19 protein-coding genes and 2 pseudogenes are annotated in these 17,040 nt (G+C 65.9%); 7 read left to right on the top strand and 14 right to left on the bottom strand.

The window, feature by feature from the left end:
- Positions 1-114: 114 nt before the first annotated feature.
- Positions 115-591: an SDR family oxidoreductase gene (locus ACQPW1_RS38005; protein ID WP_433665596.1), complete on the bottom strand. Its 477-nt coding sequence runs from the start codon at positions 589-591 to the stop codon at positions 115-117.
- Positions 592-644: 53 nt separating this feature from the next.
- A pseudogene (locus ACQPW1_RS38000) lies at positions 645-875 on the bottom strand (NAD(P)H-binding protein); the annotation flags it as partial.
- A 192-nt stretch (positions 876-1,067) separates the two neighbouring features.
- On the opposite strand from ACQPW1_RS38000, the gene ACQPW1_RS37995 reads away from it, so the two are divergent.
- A complete protein-coding gene (locus ACQPW1_RS37995; protein WP_433657420.1) occupies positions 1,068-1,970 on the top strand; it encodes an NPCBM/NEW2 domain-containing protein in 903 nt (300 codons plus the stop codon).
- Positions 1,971-2,084: 114 nt separating this feature from the next.
- Here ACQPW1_RS37995 and ACQPW1_RS37990 read toward each other — a convergent pair whose 3' ends face one another.
- Positions 2,085-2,972, bottom strand: coding sequence for an NmrA/HSCARG family protein (locus ACQPW1_RS37990; protein ID WP_433657418.1), 888 nt, complete (start codon positions 2,970-2,972; stop codon positions 2,085-2,087).
- Positions 2,973-3,061: 89 nt separating this feature from the next.
- On the opposite strand from ACQPW1_RS37990, the gene ACQPW1_RS37985 reads away from it, so the two are divergent.
- The gene (locus ACQPW1_RS37985) at positions 3,062-3,889 is read left to right on the top strand and encodes a helix-turn-helix transcriptional regulator (protein ID WP_433657416.1); all 828 of its coding nucleotides are present in this window, start codon (positions 3,062-3,064) and stop codon (positions 3,887-3,889) included.
- On the opposite strand, the gene ACQPW1_RS37980 is transcribed toward ACQPW1_RS37985, so the two are convergent.
- A complete protein-coding gene (locus ACQPW1_RS37980; RefSeq protein WP_433657414.1) occupies positions 3,890-4,282 on the bottom strand; it encodes a hypothetical protein in 393 nt (130 codons plus the stop codon).
- Positions 4,283-4,377: 95 nt separating this feature from the next.
- Positions 4,378-4,944: a TetR/AcrR family transcriptional regulator gene (locus ACQPW1_RS37975; RefSeq protein WP_433657412.1), complete on the bottom strand. Its 567-nt coding sequence runs from the start codon at positions 4,942-4,944 to the stop codon at positions 4,378-4,380.
- 99 nt (positions 4,945-5,043) lie between these two features.
- On the opposite strand from ACQPW1_RS37975, the gene ACQPW1_RS37970 reads away from it, so the two are divergent.
- Together ACQPW1_RS37970 and ACQPW1_RS37965 are read left to right on the top strand one after the other, a co-directional pair.
- Positions 5,044-5,481, top strand: a complete 438-nt coding sequence (locus tag ACQPW1_RS37970) for a DoxX family protein (protein WP_433657410.1) — start codon at positions 5,044-5,046, stop codon at positions 5,479-5,481.
- A gap of 301 nt (positions 5,482-5,782) precedes the next feature.
- Positions 5,783-6,457, top strand: a pseudogene (locus ACQPW1_RS37965) (DUF6545 domain-containing protein); the annotation flags it as partial.
- A gap of 255 nt (positions 6,458-6,712) precedes the next feature.
- Here ACQPW1_RS37965 and ACQPW1_RS37960 read toward each other — a convergent pair.
- From ACQPW1_RS37960 to ACQPW1_RS37945, 4 genes are all read right to left on the bottom strand, one after another.
- Entirely contained in the window at positions 6,713-7,114 is a 402-nt protein-coding gene (locus ACQPW1_RS37960) for a PaaI family thioesterase (RefSeq protein WP_433657408.1), read from the bottom strand.
- Positions 7,115-7,169: 55 nt separating this feature from the next.
- Entirely contained in the window at positions 7,170-7,346 is a 177-nt protein-coding gene (locus tag ACQPW1_RS37955; protein ID WP_433657406.1) for a hypothetical protein, read from the bottom strand.
- 9 nt (positions 7,347-7,355) lie between these two features.
- Positions 7,356-8,369 (bottom strand): MFS transporter, encoded by a 1,014-nt coding sequence (locus ACQPW1_RS37950; protein ID WP_433657405.1) that lies wholly within the window; start codon positions 8,367-8,369, stop codon positions 7,356-7,358.
- Positions 8,370-8,444: 75 nt separating this feature from the next.
- Complete coding sequence (locus ACQPW1_RS37945) at positions 8,445-9,611, bottom strand: transcription termination factor Rho, short form (RefSeq protein ID WP_433657403.1); 1,167 nt, start codon at positions 9,609-9,611, stop codon at positions 8,445-8,447.
- A gap of 328 nt (positions 9,612-9,939) precedes the next feature.
- Here ACQPW1_RS37945 and ACQPW1_RS37940 point away from each other — a divergent pair, with 328 nt between their 5' ends.
- Positions 9,940-10,797 (top strand): cyclopropane mycolic acid synthase family methyltransferase, encoded by an 858-nt coding sequence (locus ACQPW1_RS37940; protein ID WP_433657401.1) that lies wholly within the window; start codon positions 9,940-9,942, stop codon positions 10,795-10,797.
- A gap of 73 nt (positions 10,798-10,870) precedes the next feature.
- Here ACQPW1_RS37940 and ACQPW1_RS37935 read toward each other — a convergent pair whose 3' ends face one another.
- The 3 genes from ACQPW1_RS37935 to ACQPW1_RS37925 all read right to left on the bottom strand — a co-directional run bounded on the left by ACQPW1_RS37935 (position 10,871) and on the right by ACQPW1_RS37925 (position 12,969).
- Positions 10,871-11,563 (bottom strand): hypothetical protein, encoded by a 693-nt coding sequence (locus ACQPW1_RS37935; RefSeq protein WP_433665453.1) that lies wholly within the window; start codon positions 11,561-11,563, stop codon positions 10,871-10,873.
- 260 nt (positions 11,564-11,823) lie between these two features.
- A complete protein-coding gene (locus tag ACQPW1_RS37930) occupies positions 11,824-12,573 on the bottom strand; it encodes an SDR family oxidoreductase (protein ID WP_433657399.1) in 750 nt (249 codons plus the stop codon).
- Positions 12,574-12,600: 27 nt separating this feature from the next.
- On the bottom strand, positions 12,601-12,969 hold the full coding sequence (locus ACQPW1_RS37925; protein WP_433657397.1) for a hypothetical protein: 369 nt from the start codon (positions 12,967-12,969) through the stop codon (positions 12,601-12,603).
- Between the two features lie 129 nt (positions 12,970-13,098).
- Here ACQPW1_RS37925 and ACQPW1_RS37920 point away from each other — a divergent pair, with 129 nt between their 5' ends.
- On the top strand, positions 13,099-13,737 hold the full coding sequence (locus ACQPW1_RS37920; RefSeq protein WP_433657396.1) for a sigma-70 family RNA polymerase sigma factor: 639 nt from the start codon (positions 13,099-13,101) through the stop codon (positions 13,735-13,737).
- A 140-nt stretch (positions 13,738-13,877) separates the two neighbouring features.
- Positions 13,878-15,296, top strand: coding sequence for an MFS transporter (locus ACQPW1_RS37915; RefSeq protein WP_433665452.1), 1,419 nt, complete (start codon positions 13,878-13,880; stop codon positions 15,294-15,296).
- On the opposite strand, the gene ACQPW1_RS37910 is transcribed toward ACQPW1_RS37915, so the two are convergent.
- Positions 15,267-15,758 carry a hypothetical protein gene (locus ACQPW1_RS37910; protein WP_433657394.1) on the bottom strand — a complete coding sequence of 164 codons (492 nt, stop codon included), beginning with the start codon at positions 15,756-15,758 and terminating at the stop codon, positions 15,267-15,269. The genes ACQPW1_RS37915 and ACQPW1_RS37910 overlap by 30 nt on opposite strands.
- Positions 15,759-15,768: 10 nt before the next feature.
- Positions 15,769-16,986 (bottom strand): hypothetical protein, encoded by a 1,218-nt coding sequence (locus tag ACQPW1_RS37905; protein ID WP_433657393.1) that lies wholly within the window; start codon positions 16,984-16,986, stop codon positions 15,769-15,771.
- Positions 16,987-17,040 lie beyond the last annotated feature (54 nt).

The raw sequence follows: 17,040 nt of genomic DNA, 5'->3' as shown, positions 1-17,040 counted from the left end.
AGCCTCACAAGAAATCAGTGTGGACTGCTGGTGAGCTCCTTCGCCTCACTCTCCGGGCTGATACCCACCTCACCCCTGCGGATGAGGTTGCGGCATCGCGACTTCGGATCGTGCTCAGCCGAGCTGCTCGGCCAGGAACTTTTCCCAGGTCCGCTTGCCGAGCTGGGTGCCGTCGAAGGTCAGGTTCGCGCCGGCCCGATACAGCTTGCCGACCTTGCCAGGCATCCGCACCGGCAGCAGCGGCCGCAGCTTTCCGCTCGCCCGCAGGTAGTCGCGCACCAGCTCGGTCAGCCCGTACACCGTCGGTCCGGCCAGATCCGCCACCCGCCCGGCTGGTTCGTCCAGCACCAATTCCACCAGCCGTGCCGCGACTTCGCGTGAATCCACCGGTTGCAGTCGCACCCCGCCCGGAATCGGCACGACCGGCAACTTCGCCAGCGCGCGCACCGCCTTGAACACCAGATCATGGAACTGTGCGGCCCGCAGCGTCGTGAACGGCAGACCCGACTCGGCGATGATCTGCTCCGAGTCGACCTTGGCCCGGTAGTAACCCAGCGGAATCGCGTCCGCCGCAATGACCGAGATGTACACCAGGTGCGCACTCCCGCCCGCGCCGCCGCGTCCACCAAGTTCCCGGTGGCCACCTCATCACCCTTCGGCCCACCCGCCAGATGCAGCACGATCTCGGCCCCGCCGACCGCGCCCGCCACCCCTTCCCCCTTCAGCAGATCACCCTGCACATACTCGACACCACCCGCCGACTCATGCGCATTACGGCTCAACAGCCGCACCTTCGCCCCCGCCGCCACCAGCAACGGAACCACATGCCGCCCCAACGTGCCGGTCCCACCGGTAACCAGAATCGTCTCAGCCATGATCGTTCCCGTCTCGTCCGGACCGAGAGCCCACCTCCCAGCCACCACACCTCTTCACCGATATGACGAATCGGGGAGCGAGAGTGTGACAAGCGGATTCCCTTCGCCGCGAACGATCTGCCCGGATCCACACTCCCACAACACTTCCGACCTGGCCGGACGCCGTAATTCATCCCACCTGATCCTGGACAGTTGGTTCGTGATTCGATTCACAAGCTGTGCTCGGTCATTCGGATCCACGCCGGTAAGCCCCCGGTTAGCGTCCTGCCTGTGAACGATGAGCAGGTGCCGGCAGGCCCGCAGCCCGAACCGCACGCCACGGTGCAGGCGTCGCTGGCGGGGTCGGGGGAGTCGGGCCGGACGCGTAAGCGCAGCGGTGAAAGCGAGACCTCATTCCACTTTCAGCGCAAGAAGAAGAAGGACGAGGAGGCGACGAAGAATCGGGCATGGCGCGTCGGGATTCTGGTCGCCGGGTTCTTGACCGTTGCATTGACGGTCGCGGTCGCTGTTGCGCTCAATCGGGAACCTGACGCAGGCGGTGCGGTGGGGATCGGCTCGACCTCTTCTTTGCCCGCCGCCGTTCCCCCAACGGTCGATCGCACCACGGTCACGGCGACCACGACCACGATCACGACGTCGCCGGCGATCTCATCGACGTCAGCAGGCGACCTGTCGTCCCGGGGCGGAACCGTCTATCTGATCGATCTCAAACCAGTGGCGAACGGTCACACTCCGGGTGTCTCGACCATAGGTGGGAACAAACGCACCTGTGCGAAAGGTTTGTTGTTCGGGCAGAACAACTTTCAGGGTGCGGGCGCTCCGACGATTTACAACATTCCAAAGAATGCCAAGACGTTTGCTGTTTCTTACGGCATCGACAGCCAGGCCCGCCCGGGGCTGACCGTCCACTTCCAGATCTACCTCGATGACGTCGCTCAGGGCCCTGGCTCGATCGTCGGTGTTTACGACATGGAGGACGTCTCGATTCCGGTCGACGGAAAGTCCCGAATCGGATTGCAGGCCAATTATGTCGACACAAATGGTGTCGGCTACGTCGGCGACGCCACGTGGTGCGATCCTCGATTCACCGGCTGACCATCGAACACGCGCAAGTGGAGTGCTTCGTCGCCCCAGCGCATGGCAAATAGGTCATCCGCCAGTAGAAGGGTCCCCGTCCGACGGGCGAAGCCTGCTGTGCGGGAGCGGGGATCACGGCTTCCAGTTGGTGGTGTGCAGCCAGGATTCGAGGGTGTGCAAGGTGGGGTGGGCCTTGCGGAGGGCGGCGGTGTCGATGGCTTCGTCGGGGCGTTCGTTGAAGTACGCGAACATCTTTGCGACCTGGTCGTCGAAGGCGCGGACCTGTTCGATCGGGACCTGGTTGCTGTGGGCGGGGAGACCTGCGATGCGGCCGAAGGTTTCGGCGATTTGGGGTGGGGTGAGGCGGTCGCCTGCGAGGGGGACGGTGCGGTTGCGGTAGTCGGCGGGGTGGTCGAAGGCGATGGCGGCGAAGGCGCCGATGTCGTGTACCGAGATGAGAGAGACGGGGATGTCGGCGCGGACGGCGAAATTGAGGACCAGTGCACCGTTTTCGTCGATTATGGGTCGGTTGAAGGCGTTGAAATTGTCCATGAAGAAGACGGGGCGCAGCACCGTGGCGGGCAGGCCGAGCGCCTCGATATGCGCCTCGATGGCCTGCTTCGCCTCGTAATACTCGATGCCCGAGTTCTCGTTCGCGCCCTTGAGCGAGCTGTACACCAGATGCTCGATTCCGGACGCTTTCGCGAGGTCGGCCACCGCTTTGCCGCGTCGTTGCTCGGCCTCGATGCCCGCGGCGGTGATATGCACGCCGGTCATCATCGTCAACATCATGAAAACGCCGTAGGCGCCATCCATGGCCGCTCGCACGGAATCCGCATCGTCCAGGTCACCCTCGATCAGATTGGCGCCCGAGTCGCGCAGTGCCCGGGCGGCGGGGGCGTCCATGTCGCGGACGAAAGCGTGTACCTCCCAACCACGTTCGAGCAGTTGCGCGGTGGTCGCCCGACCCTGCTGTCCGGTGGCGCCGATGACCAGAACCGGTCCTTTGTTGCTGTTCATGTCAGACTCCTTTTGTTGTTGAGTAAGACGTTAGAGACGGGCGGCGGCCTGGTCCTGTTACCAATGCTGCTACCCACAAAGGGAATTCGATGAGCGATAACCATCGTGCGGAACTGGCGGCATTCCTGCGCGCACAGCGCTCCCGCGTTCAGCCCGCCGACGTCGGCCTGCCACCCGATATGGAGCCGGGCAGGCGACGCACGCCCGGCCTGCGGCGTGAGGAGGTGGCCGACCTGGCCGGCGTTAGCCTCACCTGGTACACCTGGCTCGAGCAAGGCCGCAAGATCGCCGCGAGCCCACAGGTGGTGGACGCTCTGGCGCGTGCCCTCCGGCTCGACACCGGCCAGCACCGGCACCTGCGCAGGCTGGCGGGTCTGGCCGATCCGGTCGCCGCGCCGCAGCCAGGCGAGGAGAAGGTTCGGCTACAGCGACTGGTCGATTCGATGACGCCGAGCCCGGCCGTAATCCATGACGGCCGTTTCGATTTCGTGGTCTGGAACAACGCCTACGCCCGTATCCGGATCGACCCGACCGTGCTGGCCCCGGACCGCCGCAACATGGTGTGGATGATGTTCACCGACGAGGGCAACCGAAAAGCCATGCGCCGCTGGGAACCCGCCGCCCGGGCGGTGCTCAGTCAGTTCCGCGCGGTCGTCGGCCGTCGCCCCGACGACGAACGGCTGGCCACCCTCGTCGCGTGCCTCAACGAGGCGAGCCTCGAATTCCGCACCTGGTGGTCGGAATACCCCGTCCGAGAATTCCGCGCCGCGACCATCGGCATCGATCACCCGGTGGCCGGGGCGCTCGATCTCGAACTCTTTCAACTCCGGCTCGTCGAGAACCCGGACCTGCTGCTGGTCGTCCAGCTGCCCGCTACCGCGGACGACCGCGACCGCATCACCGCCGAACTGGCGTAATCAGCTACTCGAAGGCCAGGTTTCCTCGATGATCAGCCGGTCCGCGCGCACCGCCGCCGCGTGATGGTCGGCGACCACGTCGGGCGGGTAGGTCGGCCATAGGGTGATGGCGCCGGTGGCCTTGTCGATGGTGCTCACCGTGCCGCCGATGGGCAGCGGGCTTGGCGGAGTGCGGGTTTCGGTGGGTGGGGGCGGCGTGAAGATGGCGACGACGACGAAGCAGCTGTCGAATTCGGTGATCAGATTGGTGATCCCGCGTCCGGCGTCATCGTCGAAGGCCAGGTAGCGCTCGGTGAGACGTTCCGCTTCGGCAAGGGTGACCGGGGTGGTGCACTCGGTCGGGTAAGCATGGATGTCCATGGTGTCGACGGCGGCCACCGGTGGTGGCGCCAACTCCTTTCCGCAATCCTGGTGCCCCACTGTGCCGTACGCGCGCGACGGTTGTTCGCGTTGTCCGGGATTTGCTGCCGGACGGCGGAGTTTGCCGGTCAGTCGAAGTGCACGCGGGCGAGCATACGGCGGGCGAGTGCTTCGGGGTCGGTGTCGCCGGCCAGGCTCGAATTGGCCAGCGCCCCTTCGCGCCACAGTGCGGCGAAGCCGTGCACCAGCGACCAGGCGGCCAGTTGCGCGGCCTGCTGTTGCTCGGTATTGCCGGGGTGGATCGCGGACACGCCGGAGCGCAGGGCGTTCGCGGAACCCATGCGCGCCTCGTCCAGGCGTGGATCCTCGGTGCGCAACAGGCTGTGCCGGAACATCACATCGAAGTGCCCGGGGTGCTCGCGCGCGAATCGGATGTAGGCGACGGCGACTTCGCGGAAGTCGCTACCGGCCTGCGTGAGCTCGGCGGTGAGCAATTCGAATCCCTCGATGGCCAGCGCGGTCAGCACGCCCGCGCGGTCGCCGAAGTGGTGTGCGGGCGCCGCGTGCGAGACGCCCGCCCGGCGGGCCAGCTCGCGCAGCGAGATCGCGTCGACGCCGTCGTTCGCGATCTGGTCGGCCGCCGCGGCCAGGATGGTGGCCCGCAGATCGCCGTGGTGATAGCCGCTTTTCGCCATGTCTCGATGGTGCCCGAGAATCTAGCCATTGACAAGTTTGCGGGTTGGTTCTAATCTTTCCAGTGTCAAGATTGATCGTTAGAAACGTAGGAGACCCTGATGGCACCGCTGGTTGTACTCGCCGTCGTCACCGCACTGGCCCGGCTCATCGGCTGGCTGGCCGGACCCGAGTGGCTCGATTCCTGGCCACATGCCGTCGCACTCGGCCTCGCGGCCATGTTCGTCATGACCGCCAGTGCGCACTTCCTTTCGCCGCGCCGCGAAGCGCTGGTGGCGATGGTGCCGCCGAAGCTGCCGAACCCGGCCGCGTTGGTCGCCCTCACCGGCGTCCTCGAACTCGCCGGCGCCGCGGGCCTGCTCATCCCGGCCACCTCGAAGCTCGCCGCCGCAGCCCTGATCGTGATGCTGCTCTTCCTGTTCCCGGCCAACATTCGCGCCGCGAAGGCGGATCTCGGCATCAAAACCATGCCGCTCCCGCTGCGCACCGTCGTCCAGGTCGTCTTCATCGCGGCCCTGGGCGTAGTCCTCTTCAACTGAGCAATACAAAGCCCGCCCTGGCAGCGAGAACCGTTGCCAGGGCGGGCTTTGTCGTGGAGCCGATGATGAGCGCGGGCCGACGGTATCCTCCGGAGATGCAGGCGTTGTCGGGCGCGGAGGGCAGGCGTTGACGGCGTGGCTGCTCTCCGGGCCGGTGGCCTGGTCGGTGCTCGGTTATGTCTCGATCATCGTGGTCGGTAGGCTGGTTCTGGTCCGGGATACCCTGCTGGATCGAGTGATCAATCGGTTGTTTCTGTGGAGTGTCGCCGGGTTGCTGCTGTATCGATGCACGTTGACGCCGATGATCACGAGTCTGGCGAATCAGCTTGCGCTGGGGTGCATTGTGATGACGGCGACGTATCTGGCGACGATCGCCAGGACGGCGGAGGCCGCGGCGGATGCCGATCCGAGTCTCGTGTGGCGGTCGCACCGCCGATCCAGCTTGCTCGCGCTGGCCGCGACGGTGTCGATAGTCGTCGCGGGGACGTCCGCACGGAACGATGGGCGCCTGGTCGCGCTGAATCCGGACTGGGAAGGCATCGTCACCGGCGTCTCGTTCGGCGTGCCGCTGTTCTGGCACACGGTAGTTTTCAGCCGGGTGGGTATCCGCGAACTTCGGTCCGGCGACCTTCGGGTCCGGGAGCGGATCGTGCTCCTCATCATGACCATGGCGACCGTGTATATCTGGGTCTGCGAAGGACTTTCGATCGCGCAGACGTTCACCGGGTGGCCCGCCTTGGGTGCACAACTGCCGCGGATTGCGGCGGCCTTCACGCTCTGCATCGTCGTCAACGTCACCATCTGCGCGGTGCCGTTGATCGGGATCGTGGTCACGAAGGTGGGCTTGGACAGTGCGGCGCGGTCGTGCCGTCGGCTGCGGCCGCTCTGGCGGGACCTCACGGCGGCGGTACCCGAGATCGTCTTGTCCCCTGCTGTCCCGCCGCAGACCGATGCCACAGCTCGCCTACTTCGGATGACCGTCGAGATCCGTGATGCCCTATTGCATCTCGGTCCTTATCTGCCCGCCGCTCCGGAACTCCCGCGTACTGGCAAACGCGCATCCGATTGGGCGACAATCACTACGTGCACCAGCTTGCCCACGCGGCGCACGCCCGAAAGGCCGGACTCCGGCCGCGTAGTTCGGCTACTGCCGTGCAGTTACCGCAGCTCGCCAGTGATTTCGACACCGAACTGCGGCAACTGCTCGAGCTGGCCCGCATTTGGTCGGCGGCTACAACACCGCCTGGGTCTGGGTTACCTTTGCGACGAGTTTGCCTGCGTCGTCGTGGATTTCGGTTTCCACCACGATGAAGGTGCGGCCCGCGTGCAGTGGTGTCGAGGAGGCGGTGGCGTAGCCGGAGCGGACCGCCCTGACGAAGTTGGTTTTCGATTCGACCGTGGTGGTGCCCGCCTTGCCTTCCGGCAGATTCAGATAAGCGCACACCGCGCCGGTGGCGTCGGCCAGCGACATCAACACGCCGCCGTGCACCACACCGCCGAGCGTGCACAGCGATTCGTGCCAGACGATACGGCTGCGTACCAGGGCGGGCCCGTGCTCGAGCACCTCGATACCGAGCCGCTCGGTGAACGGCATGGTCTGGTGGAACAGCTTCGTGCCCGTCTCATCGATCATGATCGCGATCCTGCCCGATATGACGCCGCTGGTCGATTACCCGCGAGGTAATCACCTACCGGTCCGGCCACGTCCGACGCTGCGCGGCGTGGGTGGTCACCGCGACGATCACCAGCGCCGCGGTGAGCCCGCCGAGCAGCATGACGGTGGCGGGCGAGCCGCGGTCAACCACCAGGCCGCCGGCCAGCGCGCCGAGCGAGAACGTCGCTTGGAACGAGGCGGTGAACAGCACCGAGGCGGCCTACGGCACGTCCGGTGCCGCTTTGGCGAACCAGGCTTGGGTGGACACCGGCACCGCGCCGTATCCGATGCCCCAAACGATCAGCAGGACAAGCGCGCCCGCCTCCCAGTGGCCGAGCACAGGCAGCAACAGCGTGGCGCCCGCGATCATGGCCGCGGCGCAGCCGAGGGTGGCGTGCGGTCGCCGCATGATCGCGGCGCCGCCGAGGAAGTTGCCGAGAATGCCTGCGACACCGTAGATCAGGAGCAGCAGCGTGATCATGCCCGGCCCGACCTGCGTGACCTGTTCGAGGAACGGCGTCACATAGGTGTAGGCACCGAACTGCGCGAGCACGACGAGAAACGTGGCCAGCAAGGCGAATCGGATGTTGATGCGGCGAAGCAGCCTGCGCAGCACGGCTACTCGGGTGACGGTGCGAGCGGGCAGCGGCGGCAGGAATACCACCAGCATGCCGAGCACGACGGCCGTGAGCGCGCCGACCACCACGAATGCCGTTCGCCAGCCTGCCATCTCGCCGAGCAGTGTGCCCGCAGGCACGCCGAGCACGGAGCCGAGCGGTACCGAGGAGAAGATCACCGCATTGGCTCGGCTCGCCGAGGCTGCTGGCACCAGACGTTCGGCCAACCCGGCCGCGATGGACCAGAACCCGCCGATAGTGATCCCGATCAGCACCCTGGACACCAGCACGACCCAGTATTCGGGCGCGGCCGCCATCAGCACATTGGCAACCACAAGCAGAAACATGAACAGGCACAACATGGTTCGCCGGTCGATCCGCCCGGTGGCGACGGTGGCCACCGGTGCGGTGACGGCGGCGATCAGTCCGGGCATGGTCATCATCAGCCCGGCCATGCCGTCGGAGATGGTGAAGTCGGCGCCGATCGAGGTGAGCAGGCCGATCGGCAGGATCTCGGTGGTGACGATCGAGAAGATCGCGATCATCACCGAGACGACGGCGAGCCAGCCGGTCAGCGTGCTGCGGGCGGGTGCCGGGGGAGTGAGAACTGTGGACACGTGGCCCAGTCCACCAGCGCCCCGGTACGCGATCTGGCGGTTTTACGCCACGGCCGTATGAGGGCGAAAACCCGCTCAGCCGCGCCCGGCGCGCATCGGGGCGAGGAATTCGGCGTTCGTCTCGGACTTGCGCAGGCCCTCCAGCAGCAGGTCGAGGGCCTGCTGGTTGTCCAGGGTGGCGAGGGTCTTGCGCAGGGTCTGGGTCGCGGCCAGCTCGTCCGGTGCGAGCAGCAGCTCGTCCTTGCGGGTGCTGGACTGGTTGATGTCGACGGCCGGGAAGACCCGGCGGTTCGCGGCGGCGCGGTCCAGTTTGAGCTCGGCGTTGCCGGTGCCCTTGTACTCCTCGAAGATCACCGTGTCGGCCAGCGAGCCGGTTTCCACCAGCGCGGTGGCGATGATGGTGAGCGAGCCGCCGTTCTCGATATTGCGGGCGGCGCCGAGGAAGCGTTTGGGCGGGGCGAGGGCGGAGGCCTCCACGCCGCCGGAGAGCACCCGGCCGGAGCCCGGGCTGGCCAGGTTGTAGGCGCGGGCGAGGCGGGTCAATGAATCGAGCAGGACCACGACGTCGCGGCCCATTTCGACGAGTCGTTTGGCGTGTTCGATGGCGAGTTCGGCGACCGCGATGTGTTCGCGGGCGGGCTGATCGAAGGTGGCCGCCGCGACGTCGGCGGGCACGGCCCTGGTGAGGTCGGTGACCTCTTCGGGGCGCTCGCCGACCAGGACCAGCATGAGCTCGCATTCGGGGTGGTTCTTCGCGATGCCGTGCGAGATAGCTTGCAGTACAGAGGTTTTACCCGCTTTCGGGGGCGCGACGATCAGTGCGCGCTGGCCCTTGCCGATGGGCATGACCAGGTCGGTGATGCGGGTGGTCATGGCGTGCTGTTCGGTTTCCAGGCGGAGGCGTTCGTTCGGGTAGATCGGCACCAGGTCGGCGAAGGCGGGCCGGTGTCGGATCTTGTCCGGCTGCTGTCCGTTGACGGTGTCGACGGTGAGCAGCGCCGCGGGTTTGCCGTTGTTACCGGCGGATTGGGTTGTGCCGGTGAGGAAGTCGCCGCGGCGCAGGCGGTGTTCGCGGATCAGTCGTTGCGGCACGGTGATGTCGCGCGGTCCGGGCAGGTAGCCGTCGAGGCGCAGGGTGCCGCGGTTGTCGTGTAGGTCGAGGATGCCGGTGACCGCGCGGGTCTGGCTCTGTTCGACCGCTCGGTCGTCGGTGGTGTTGTCGTTGATTGTATTGGTGTTCATGGGATTTCCTTCTGGGGAGTGAGTTTTGGGTACGGCGAACGGCCGTGAATGCGGCAGCGCTTGGCGCGTCGCGGGGCAGGATCCTCGGGGGTATTCCGGAACGGCTCTGTTGACCGGGTCGGAAAGGGGGGATCTCGAAAATCTTGTGGGAGAACTACCTACATCCACAAGTAGAAGACGTGACCGAGAGTACAGGTTCGATCTTCGGCGCGCAATGGTGTCGGTCACCGGTGGTCGGCCACGGTTTGGTATCGGTCGGTCGCCGAGGTAAACGCGACGTCGGCGTGTCTCGTATCTGAAGGTGTCCGGCGATACCAGGAGAGACATCATGGCCGACCTGAAACCGTTCTACCGGCAAGTTCAAGCGCACTACGACGTGTCCGACGAGTTCTACGCGCTGTTCCTCGACCCGTCGATGACTTACAGCTGTGCGTACTTCGAGCGTGACGAGATGACGCTCGAGCAGGCGCAGCTCGCCAAAATCGACTTGGCCCTCGGCAAACTCGGCCTGCGACCGGGGATGACCGTGCTCGACATCGGATGTGGTTGGGGCGCAACGATGTTGCGCGCCGCCAGCGAGTACGACGTGAAGGTCATCGGACTCACGTTGAGCCGCAACCAGTTCGAGCACGTCAAGTCCTCGATCGACCGGCTGGGGATCACGGGTGCCGAGGTGCGCCTGCAAGGCTGGGAGGAGTACGACGGTGGCGCCGACCGGATCGTGAGCATCGGTGCGTTCGAACATTTCCGCCGCGAGCGGTACGAGGTGTTCTTTGATCGCTGCTACCGGATGTTGCCGCCGGACGGGCGGATGCTGCTGCACACCATCGTCGGCCATACGCTCAACGACCTTCGTCGCATGGGTATTCCCGTCACCCGGGCGAACGCGCTGTTCCACATCTTCATCAAGCGCGAGATCTTCCCCGGCGGTCAGCTGCCGCAGCCCGCCGAGGTCACTCGACTGGCCGGTCAGGCGGGGTTCGGCACCGAACGCATCCAGGAGCTGGGCCCGCACTACGCCCGCACCCTCGACCACTGGGCCGAGGCGCTGGAGTCGAGGCGGGCCGAGGCGATCGAGCTCGCGTCCGAGGAGATCTACACCCGGTATATGAAGTACTTGACCGGCTGTGCCGCGCACTTCCGCAGCGGGCACCTCGACATCATGCAGTTCACATTGGTGAAGTGACAACGCACCGAGGCCCGGCAGGCGACGCGAGGGAGCGCGTCACCGACCGGGCCTCGGTGGTGTCCGGTACTGCTTATCCGTAAACCGAGCTGAAGAACTGAACTGCGCTGGCGATGCCGACCGGCACGCCGAGCAGGATCATGCCCGCCGCGGCACCGAGCGCGATACCGACGCCGGCACCGGCGATGCACAGGCCGATCGGACCGGCGAAGAAGGTCGGAACCACGAGCGGCGCGCCGATGATCGCACCGGCGACACAGCCGAGGGCGCCGCCGACGATGGTGCCGACCAGGGTGCCGATGGCGGTGGCCAGGCCGAACTGGGTGGCGGCCGTGCTCAACGCGGTGTTGAAGTCCGCGCCCGCGACGTCTTTCGCGTCAACCGGCTTCAGCATCGACGCGGGGTGCGCGTCGGCCACATCGGTGCTCGGCGTGAAAGTGGCGGTGTTGCCGTCGATCTGGGCCGCGATCGGCCATTCCATGCCGTCTTTGAGATAGGTCAGCGGCATGCCAGCAACCAGTTGGCCCTGGTTATCCAGAACCTGGAATTGCGTGCCCTGTGTCGTCAACGACCCGGCATCGGTCTTCAGTACAACCGACTTGTCGACGACATTCGCGGTGTAGTGGATGCCAGGCAGAATGTCGGTCTGCACGGTGGACCCCGGGACGGGGGCCGGTGCGGCGGGCTCTGCGTAGGCAGTGCCGCTCGTGATCCCGACAGCCGCGATGACCAGTGTGGACGCGGCAGCGAACTTCTTGACCCTCATACTTTTCAAACACTTTCCTCAGCAGGAGCACCTTCGGCCCATCGGGGGCTCGAGCCGGCGCGGCCCATCAATACGAACCTTTGCAAAGGCTCGTCGTACTTTATTTCGGGCAGGTAACAAGCAGCGCAAAGGAAGCGTCAAATAGCAGCGGAATGTGTTAAAGAAACATAAATTCGGACATTTGGCTAACTTTTAGCATCCGATAATGTGGCGCGCGACACGTTATTCCGAGTTTTATGCGGAATGCGCGGTGTCGCGGTTCAGCTGATGCGGGAGACCAGCGCGCCGGGCAAAATCGGCAGCACCAGATCCAGCACGCGCCACGGCCACCCGGGAACGCACGCCCGCCGCTGTTCCTTCTCGATCGCACCGACCATCGCGGCGACACCCTTGTCCAGTGGCGCCACCAAGCGCGTGTCGCCCGACTTGGCCGCCATGTCGGTGGCGATGAACCCGGGCAGCAGCGTGGTGACCGCGATCGGCGACTTCCTCAGTTCAGTACTCAGCGCCTGCCCGAGCGCGGCCAGCCCCGCCTTGCTCGCCGAGTAGGCCGCCTTCTTGCCCGGCAGCCCGCGCACCGCGCTCATCGAGGACACCAGCACCAGATGCCCGGAGTTCTGCGCGCGGAAGATCTCGAGCGCCGCCTCGGCCTGCGCCAGCGCGCTGACGAAATTCGTTGTCGCCGTGGCGATATTGGCGGCCGCCCGGCCGGTGCCGAGTACCGCGCCCTTGCCGAGTCCGGCGTTGACGATGACCCGATCCAGTCCGCCGAGCTCGTCGCGCAGCTCGCCGAAGACCCGCGGCACCGCCGCGTGCTCGTCGACGTCGAGCGCCCGGACCGCGACGGTGATGCCGGGATGGGCCGCGACGAGCTCGTCGCGCAGCGCCTCGAGCGCGCTCAGCCGCCGGGCGCACAGCGCGAGGTCGCGGCCCTTGCTCGCGAAATCGCGTGCCATCGCGGCACCGAGGCCCGCGCTGGCACCGGTGATCAGAATCTTGGTCCTCGTCATGGGCCTGACCCTAGCGAGGTGTCGGCGTCAGCCGGCTGATCCCGTGCGCGGCGGCGGGGGCAGCAGCCGCCACGGGCCGCAATTCTCGGTCTTGAAGCCCACATCGGTCGGCTTGATCTCCACCCGGACCGGGCCGAGCCGGGTGAAGTTGTTGCCGACGATGTACTGCATATTGGTGTTGTCGCCCTCCACCTTCCACAGCCTGCGCCAATCGCAGCCGTATGCCGGATCGGGCGTGCCGGGCGCCTCCCAGACGCCGGGGAAGATGTCGACGCCCACCAGGTAGACGCCGTCCGCGGGCATGATGTTCGCGGGTTCGGCCGCCGCCGTCCCGGCGCCGAGCAGGGTCATCGCGGACGTCATGGCGCCGGCGATGAGGAGCGTACTTGCGCGCATGGCGATGTTCTCCTCGCATCGTGCTGCAACCGCCGCGCAGCGGCTGACCTGGGAGATCCCCGAATCTCCGGGGCCAAGATCTACCAGACGACTCGGCTGAATGTGCCGCATTCCACTTTTCTTGTGCGGATGCATTACCAAATCGCGCACGATGTTGTCATCGGCCGGGTGTGCCGCGATATCCGAGGTATGACATGTGCTCGGCTCGAGTCCGTCCGAACGGCGCGGCGGTCCACGTCGTGCGGCGCGCATTGCGCGGGACTATGCACCGACAGCGGGCTGGCCGCGGTGCTCGCGACCGACCGGGCGCTGATGCATTGGCGGGCCATGCGTGCGCTGGGCGATAGTGGGCTGGCCGAGCAGGCGGTGCAGGAGTCACTGCTCAGGGCGTGGCGTTCGTGCGCGTTCTTCGACGACACCAGGGGCAGCGTGCGGACCTGGCTGCTGGCGATTCTGCGCAACGTCATCATCGACATGGTTCGCGCGCGGGCCGCCCGGCCGGGGGACACCGGCTGGGACGAGGTCGGCGAGCTGAGCGACGTCCGTTACGCGCATCCCGATTTCTCCGACGGACTGGTCGACGGGCTGCTGGTCGCGGAGCTGCTTGCGCTTTTGCCCGACCCACAGCGCGAGGCTGTGGTCGAGGTGATCCTGCGTGATCGCGCCTATCAAGAGGTGGCCGATGACATCGGTGTTCCGGTCGGCACGGTGAAGACGCGGGTGCACTATGCCCTGCGGTCGCTGCGCAGACTGCCACGCGGCGCCTGACGCTCGTATTCTGTTGGCGCGCATAGCTTCCGAAGTGCTTCGGGATCGTGCGGAGCGAAGCCCGAACTCATCGTCGGCGGGTCCGCCGTTGCAGGTAACGTTCTGCTCGTGGTGGGCAGATACTCGCAGGTGTGCGCAAGATGAATGTCCGCGCCAGTTCGATTTCCGGACGCAAAGACGATCCGCGGGTGCTGCGCACGCCGGGAATTCTTCTGCTGCTGACTTGCGCGTTCGTTCCGATGATGGACACGTTCATCGCAGGGGTGGCGTTACCCGGTATCAGGAGCGACTTCGCTATCGAGCAAGGGTCGGCGCTGCTGAGTCTGGTCATGGTCGGGTATCTCGCGGGATTCGGGTCGCTGCTGATCGTCGGCGGCCGGGTCGGTGACCGCTTCGGACGTCGCAGGATTCTCTGGGTGTCGATGGCGGGGTTCCTGGTCACCTCATCGATCTGTGGCTGGGCGCCGAGTTTCGAAGCGCTGGTGGGAGGCCGGATACTGCAGGGCGCCACCGCCGGGTTCGTGATGCCGCAGGTGCTGGGATTGGTTACGGCGCATGCCGGGCCACGCCGGGAACGGGCCATCAGCTGGTACTCGTCCATGAGTGGAATTTCCGCGCTGATCGGTCTCATCGGTGGCAGCGCGCTGCTCGACCTTGTGGGTGGCAGCAGCGCGTGGCGGTGGCTTTTCCTGATCAACATCCCCGTCGGGATCATTGCGCTGGCTTTGCTGCCACGCATGGTTCCGGACACCGAACCCAATGGCGAACAGTATGTCGACGGACGCGGCGGCGCGCTGTTGTCGCTGACGGTGCTGTCTTTCCTGCTGACAATGTCGCTGTCGACCATCCTCGGTCCGTTGACCATCGTGCTCGCCGTGGTCACCGTCGGCATCGGCTCGGCGTGGCTGTGGCAGCAACGGAGATGCGCGGACGCGGGCAAGCCCGCCGTGGTGCCGCAGGGCATGTTCGACAACCCTGACCTCCGGTGGGCGCTGGCGCTGATGTTGCCCTTCTTCGCCGGTGCAGGCGGATTTCTCTATGCCCTACCGCAGACGCTGCAGGAGGGGCTCGGGTATTCGCTCTTGGTCTCCGGCTTGCTGACCGCGCCGATGGCGCTGGGGTTCTTGGTTTCGTCGTTCGCGGTACCTCGGATACGCGCCCGCTTCGGTGTCCGGGCGATCGCGCTGGGGGCATCGGTGCAAGGACTCGGCCTGGCGGGCATGGCCGTCGGGGTGAGCGCGGCGAGCCCGCCGCTGATGTGCGTCACGATGTTGCTGATCGGCACCGGTCAGGGCATCACGCTCGGCGCGATGAACGCGCACATGCTCTCGTTGGTCCCCGCCGAGCTGGCCGGGATGGGCGGCGGGGTGCTGCTCACCGCACAACAGGTGTCCATCGCCACGGGTGCCGCCGTGCTCGGGACCGTCTTCGGAGCGATCGTTCAGTCGTCCGGGCACCGGACGGCGATGGCGACGGTGCTGGCCGTGCAGGTGCTGCTTGCGGCGGTGGTGATTGCCGCAAGCCTTCGGTCAGCCGGGCGGTCCGACAGCAGGCGCTAGCGCGGAGATCTCGTCGAGGCTGTGGCCCATCTGCTCGTGCAAGAAGCGCACCATCGTCCACCACCTGCCGCCGTCGGCGTCGAAAGCTCCGAATCTGCGGCAGTACAGCGGAATCCAGCGCAGGAACTGCTCGATCATGACCTCACGCGAGGGCTGCTGCTGTCCGTAGTCGTTGTAGGAGATCGACCGATGATGGATGAAATAGCCACCGGGGAGCCGGTTCTCGCAGATATCGGCATATTCGCGCGTCTGCAGGATGAGGTAATGCCACACCTCGTCGATCGCCTGCTCAACAGGTAGGAACAGCCCACTCAGCTCGTCGCGGTGCGCGGAAACGAGCGTCAGGTAGCGCACCGCCTCACGGACCTGGACGCGGGCGGTGGGCTCGTCGACCTGATTGTGGTCCTGCACGTAATAGACTGTTTCCTCGTACAGGTCGCCGAGTATCTCTCGTTCGGTCATCGGGGCTCCTTCAGCGAACAAGCCAGGCGTACTTGCCGGACTTGCCGATCGGAATGTGCGTACGGTGCGCGACAGTCACCATCGATCCGGTCAACCTGGTTGCCGCTGCGGCCAGCGCATCTGCGGAACTACGGTCGAGGGCCGCGCCATCGAAGGTGGTGTAGGCCAGCTCCGACTGCGAGCCGTCGACGCGCAACTGGTAGACGAACACCCGTGCACTGATATCCGCGATGACATCGTCGAGCTCCGCCTGCGAGGTGATGGCGGTGTCGGTGACGAGAAGTTCCTTGTCCCGGCCGCAGAAACGCACGATCTGCCGCGGATCTGCCGAGCCGTCGCCGGTGTGCACGCAGTCGCCGGTGTTGTACCGGAGCAGCGGCATGAACGGGTTGCGGATACTGGAGACGACCAAGCTGTGGATGCCACGGCTGCCCGGAATCGGCTGGAGCTCGACCTCCATGTCGACCAGGTGCGGGTGGTAGCGGCCCTGCGTATCGCCGTAGTACAGGTAACCGAGCTCGGTGCTCCCGAACAGTTCGACGACGGGACAATCGAGCCGTTCGGCGAGGAAACTCCGGACATTCCGGGGCGTGAATTCGTATCCGTGAATCGCACTGACCGGCTGCGGGAATCGGTCGCCCGCCGCCTGGAAAAGGTAGGCGGCGTGGTACGACGAACAGTCGAGATGGTAACGGCCACCACCATTTTCAGCGCTGACCGCGCCGATCTCCGCGATCATCCGATCGACGGCGGCCGACGACCAGGTGGCGGGATCCAGCTCCTGATTGACATACACGGTCCGGTCGTCGAGCCACCGCCGCGCGATATCGGCGGGCGCACCACCTTTGGCTTCGCTGATCCGCGTCACATGATCGGTCGCCAAGCGCGTGGTAACCGAGACCCTGGGCACACCGGCGGCGAAGGTCTCGCCGATCTCCGGATGATCCCGCCACACCGCGTAGTAGGTCTTCAGCAGGAACAGCGGGGGGCGGATGAGCGGCATCCGGGCATGATTGGTTCCGGTGGACCAGACATATTGGGCGGCACCGGATTCCAGTGCGGTTTGGACCTGTGGCGTCATGAACGAATCCGGGAACGTCTCCGCGAGTTCGGATTTCGTGATGATCGGGAAGGAATTCGCCGCCGCGTTCTCCCGGTAGAACGGGATGTCGCGGGTCGCCTCGACGAACTCGTTCGGCAGCGGGCGAGTGGTGCGAGTGTCGGTCATGATGTCTGCCATAGCCGGATCCGAGCCGGGAAACCGGCTCGGACCCGGGCTGCG

The organism is Nocardia sp. CA-128927 (assembly GCF_050955855.1).
In the GTDB taxonomy this organism is placed as follows: Bacteria; Actinomycetota; Actinomycetes; order Mycobacteriales; family Mycobacteriaceae; genus Nocardia.
The sequence above is the reverse complement of the archived record's forward strand: the minus strand, read 5'-3'. Positions and strand labels throughout refer to the sequence as shown.

What these genes read in the sequence shown, in the direction of transcription:
- ACQPW1_RS37990 (WP_433657418.1), bottom strand. Translation starts at nt 2,972, where the DNA reads ATGAACAGCAACAAAGGACCGGTTCTGGTCATCGGCGCCACCGGACAG.
- ACQPW1_RS37985 (WP_433657416.1), top strand. Translation starts at nt 3,062, where the DNA reads ATGAGCGATAACCATCGTGCGGAACTGGCGGCATTCCTGCGCGCACAG.
- ACQPW1_RS37975 (WP_433657412.1), bottom strand. Translation starts at nt 4,944, where the DNA reads ATGGCGAAAAGCGGCTATCACCACGGCGATCTGCGGGCCACCATCCTG.
- ACQPW1_RS37970 (WP_433657410.1), top strand. Translation starts at nt 5,044, where the DNA reads ATGGCACCGCTGGTTGTACTCGCCGTCGTCACCGCACTGGCCCGGCTC.
- ACQPW1_RS37960 (WP_433657408.1), bottom strand. Translation starts at nt 7,114, where the DNA reads ATGATCGATGAGACGGGCACGAAGCTGTTCCACCAGACCATGCCGTTC.
- ACQPW1_RS37945 (WP_433657403.1), bottom strand. Translation starts at nt 9,611, where the DNA reads ATGAACACCAATACAATCAACGACAACACCACCGACGACCGAGCGGTC.
- ACQPW1_RS37940 (WP_433657401.1), top strand. Translation starts at nt 9,940, where the DNA reads ATGGCCGACCTGAAACCGTTCTACCGGCAAGTTCAAGCGCACTACGAC.
- ACQPW1_RS37935 (WP_433665453.1), bottom strand. Translation starts at nt 11,563, where the DNA reads ATGAGGGTCAAGAAGTTCGCTGCCGCGTCCACACTGGTCATCGCGGCT.
- ACQPW1_RS37930 (WP_433657399.1), bottom strand. Translation starts at nt 12,573, where the DNA reads ATGACGAGGACCAAGATTCTGATCACCGGTGCCAGCGCGGGCCTCGGT.
- ACQPW1_RS37925 (WP_433657397.1), bottom strand. Translation starts at nt 12,969, where the DNA reads ATGCGCGCAAGTACGCTCCTCATCGCCGGCGCCATGACGTCCGCGATG.
- ACQPW1_RS37920 (WP_433657396.1), top strand. Translation starts at nt 13,099, where the DNA reads ATGCATTACCAAATCGCGCACGATGTTGTCATCGGCCGGGTGTGCCGC.
- ACQPW1_RS37915 (WP_433665452.1), top strand. Translation starts at nt 13,878, where the DNA reads ATGAATGTCCGCGCCAGTTCGATTTCCGGACGCAAAGACGATCCGCGG.
- ACQPW1_RS37910 (WP_433657394.1), bottom strand. Translation starts at nt 15,758, where the DNA reads ATGACCGAACGAGAGATACTCGGCGACCTGTACGAGGAAACAGTCTAT.
- ACQPW1_RS37905 (WP_433657393.1), bottom strand. Translation starts at nt 16,986, where the DNA reads ATGACCGACACTCGCACCACTCGCCCGCTGCCGAACGAGTTCGTCGAG.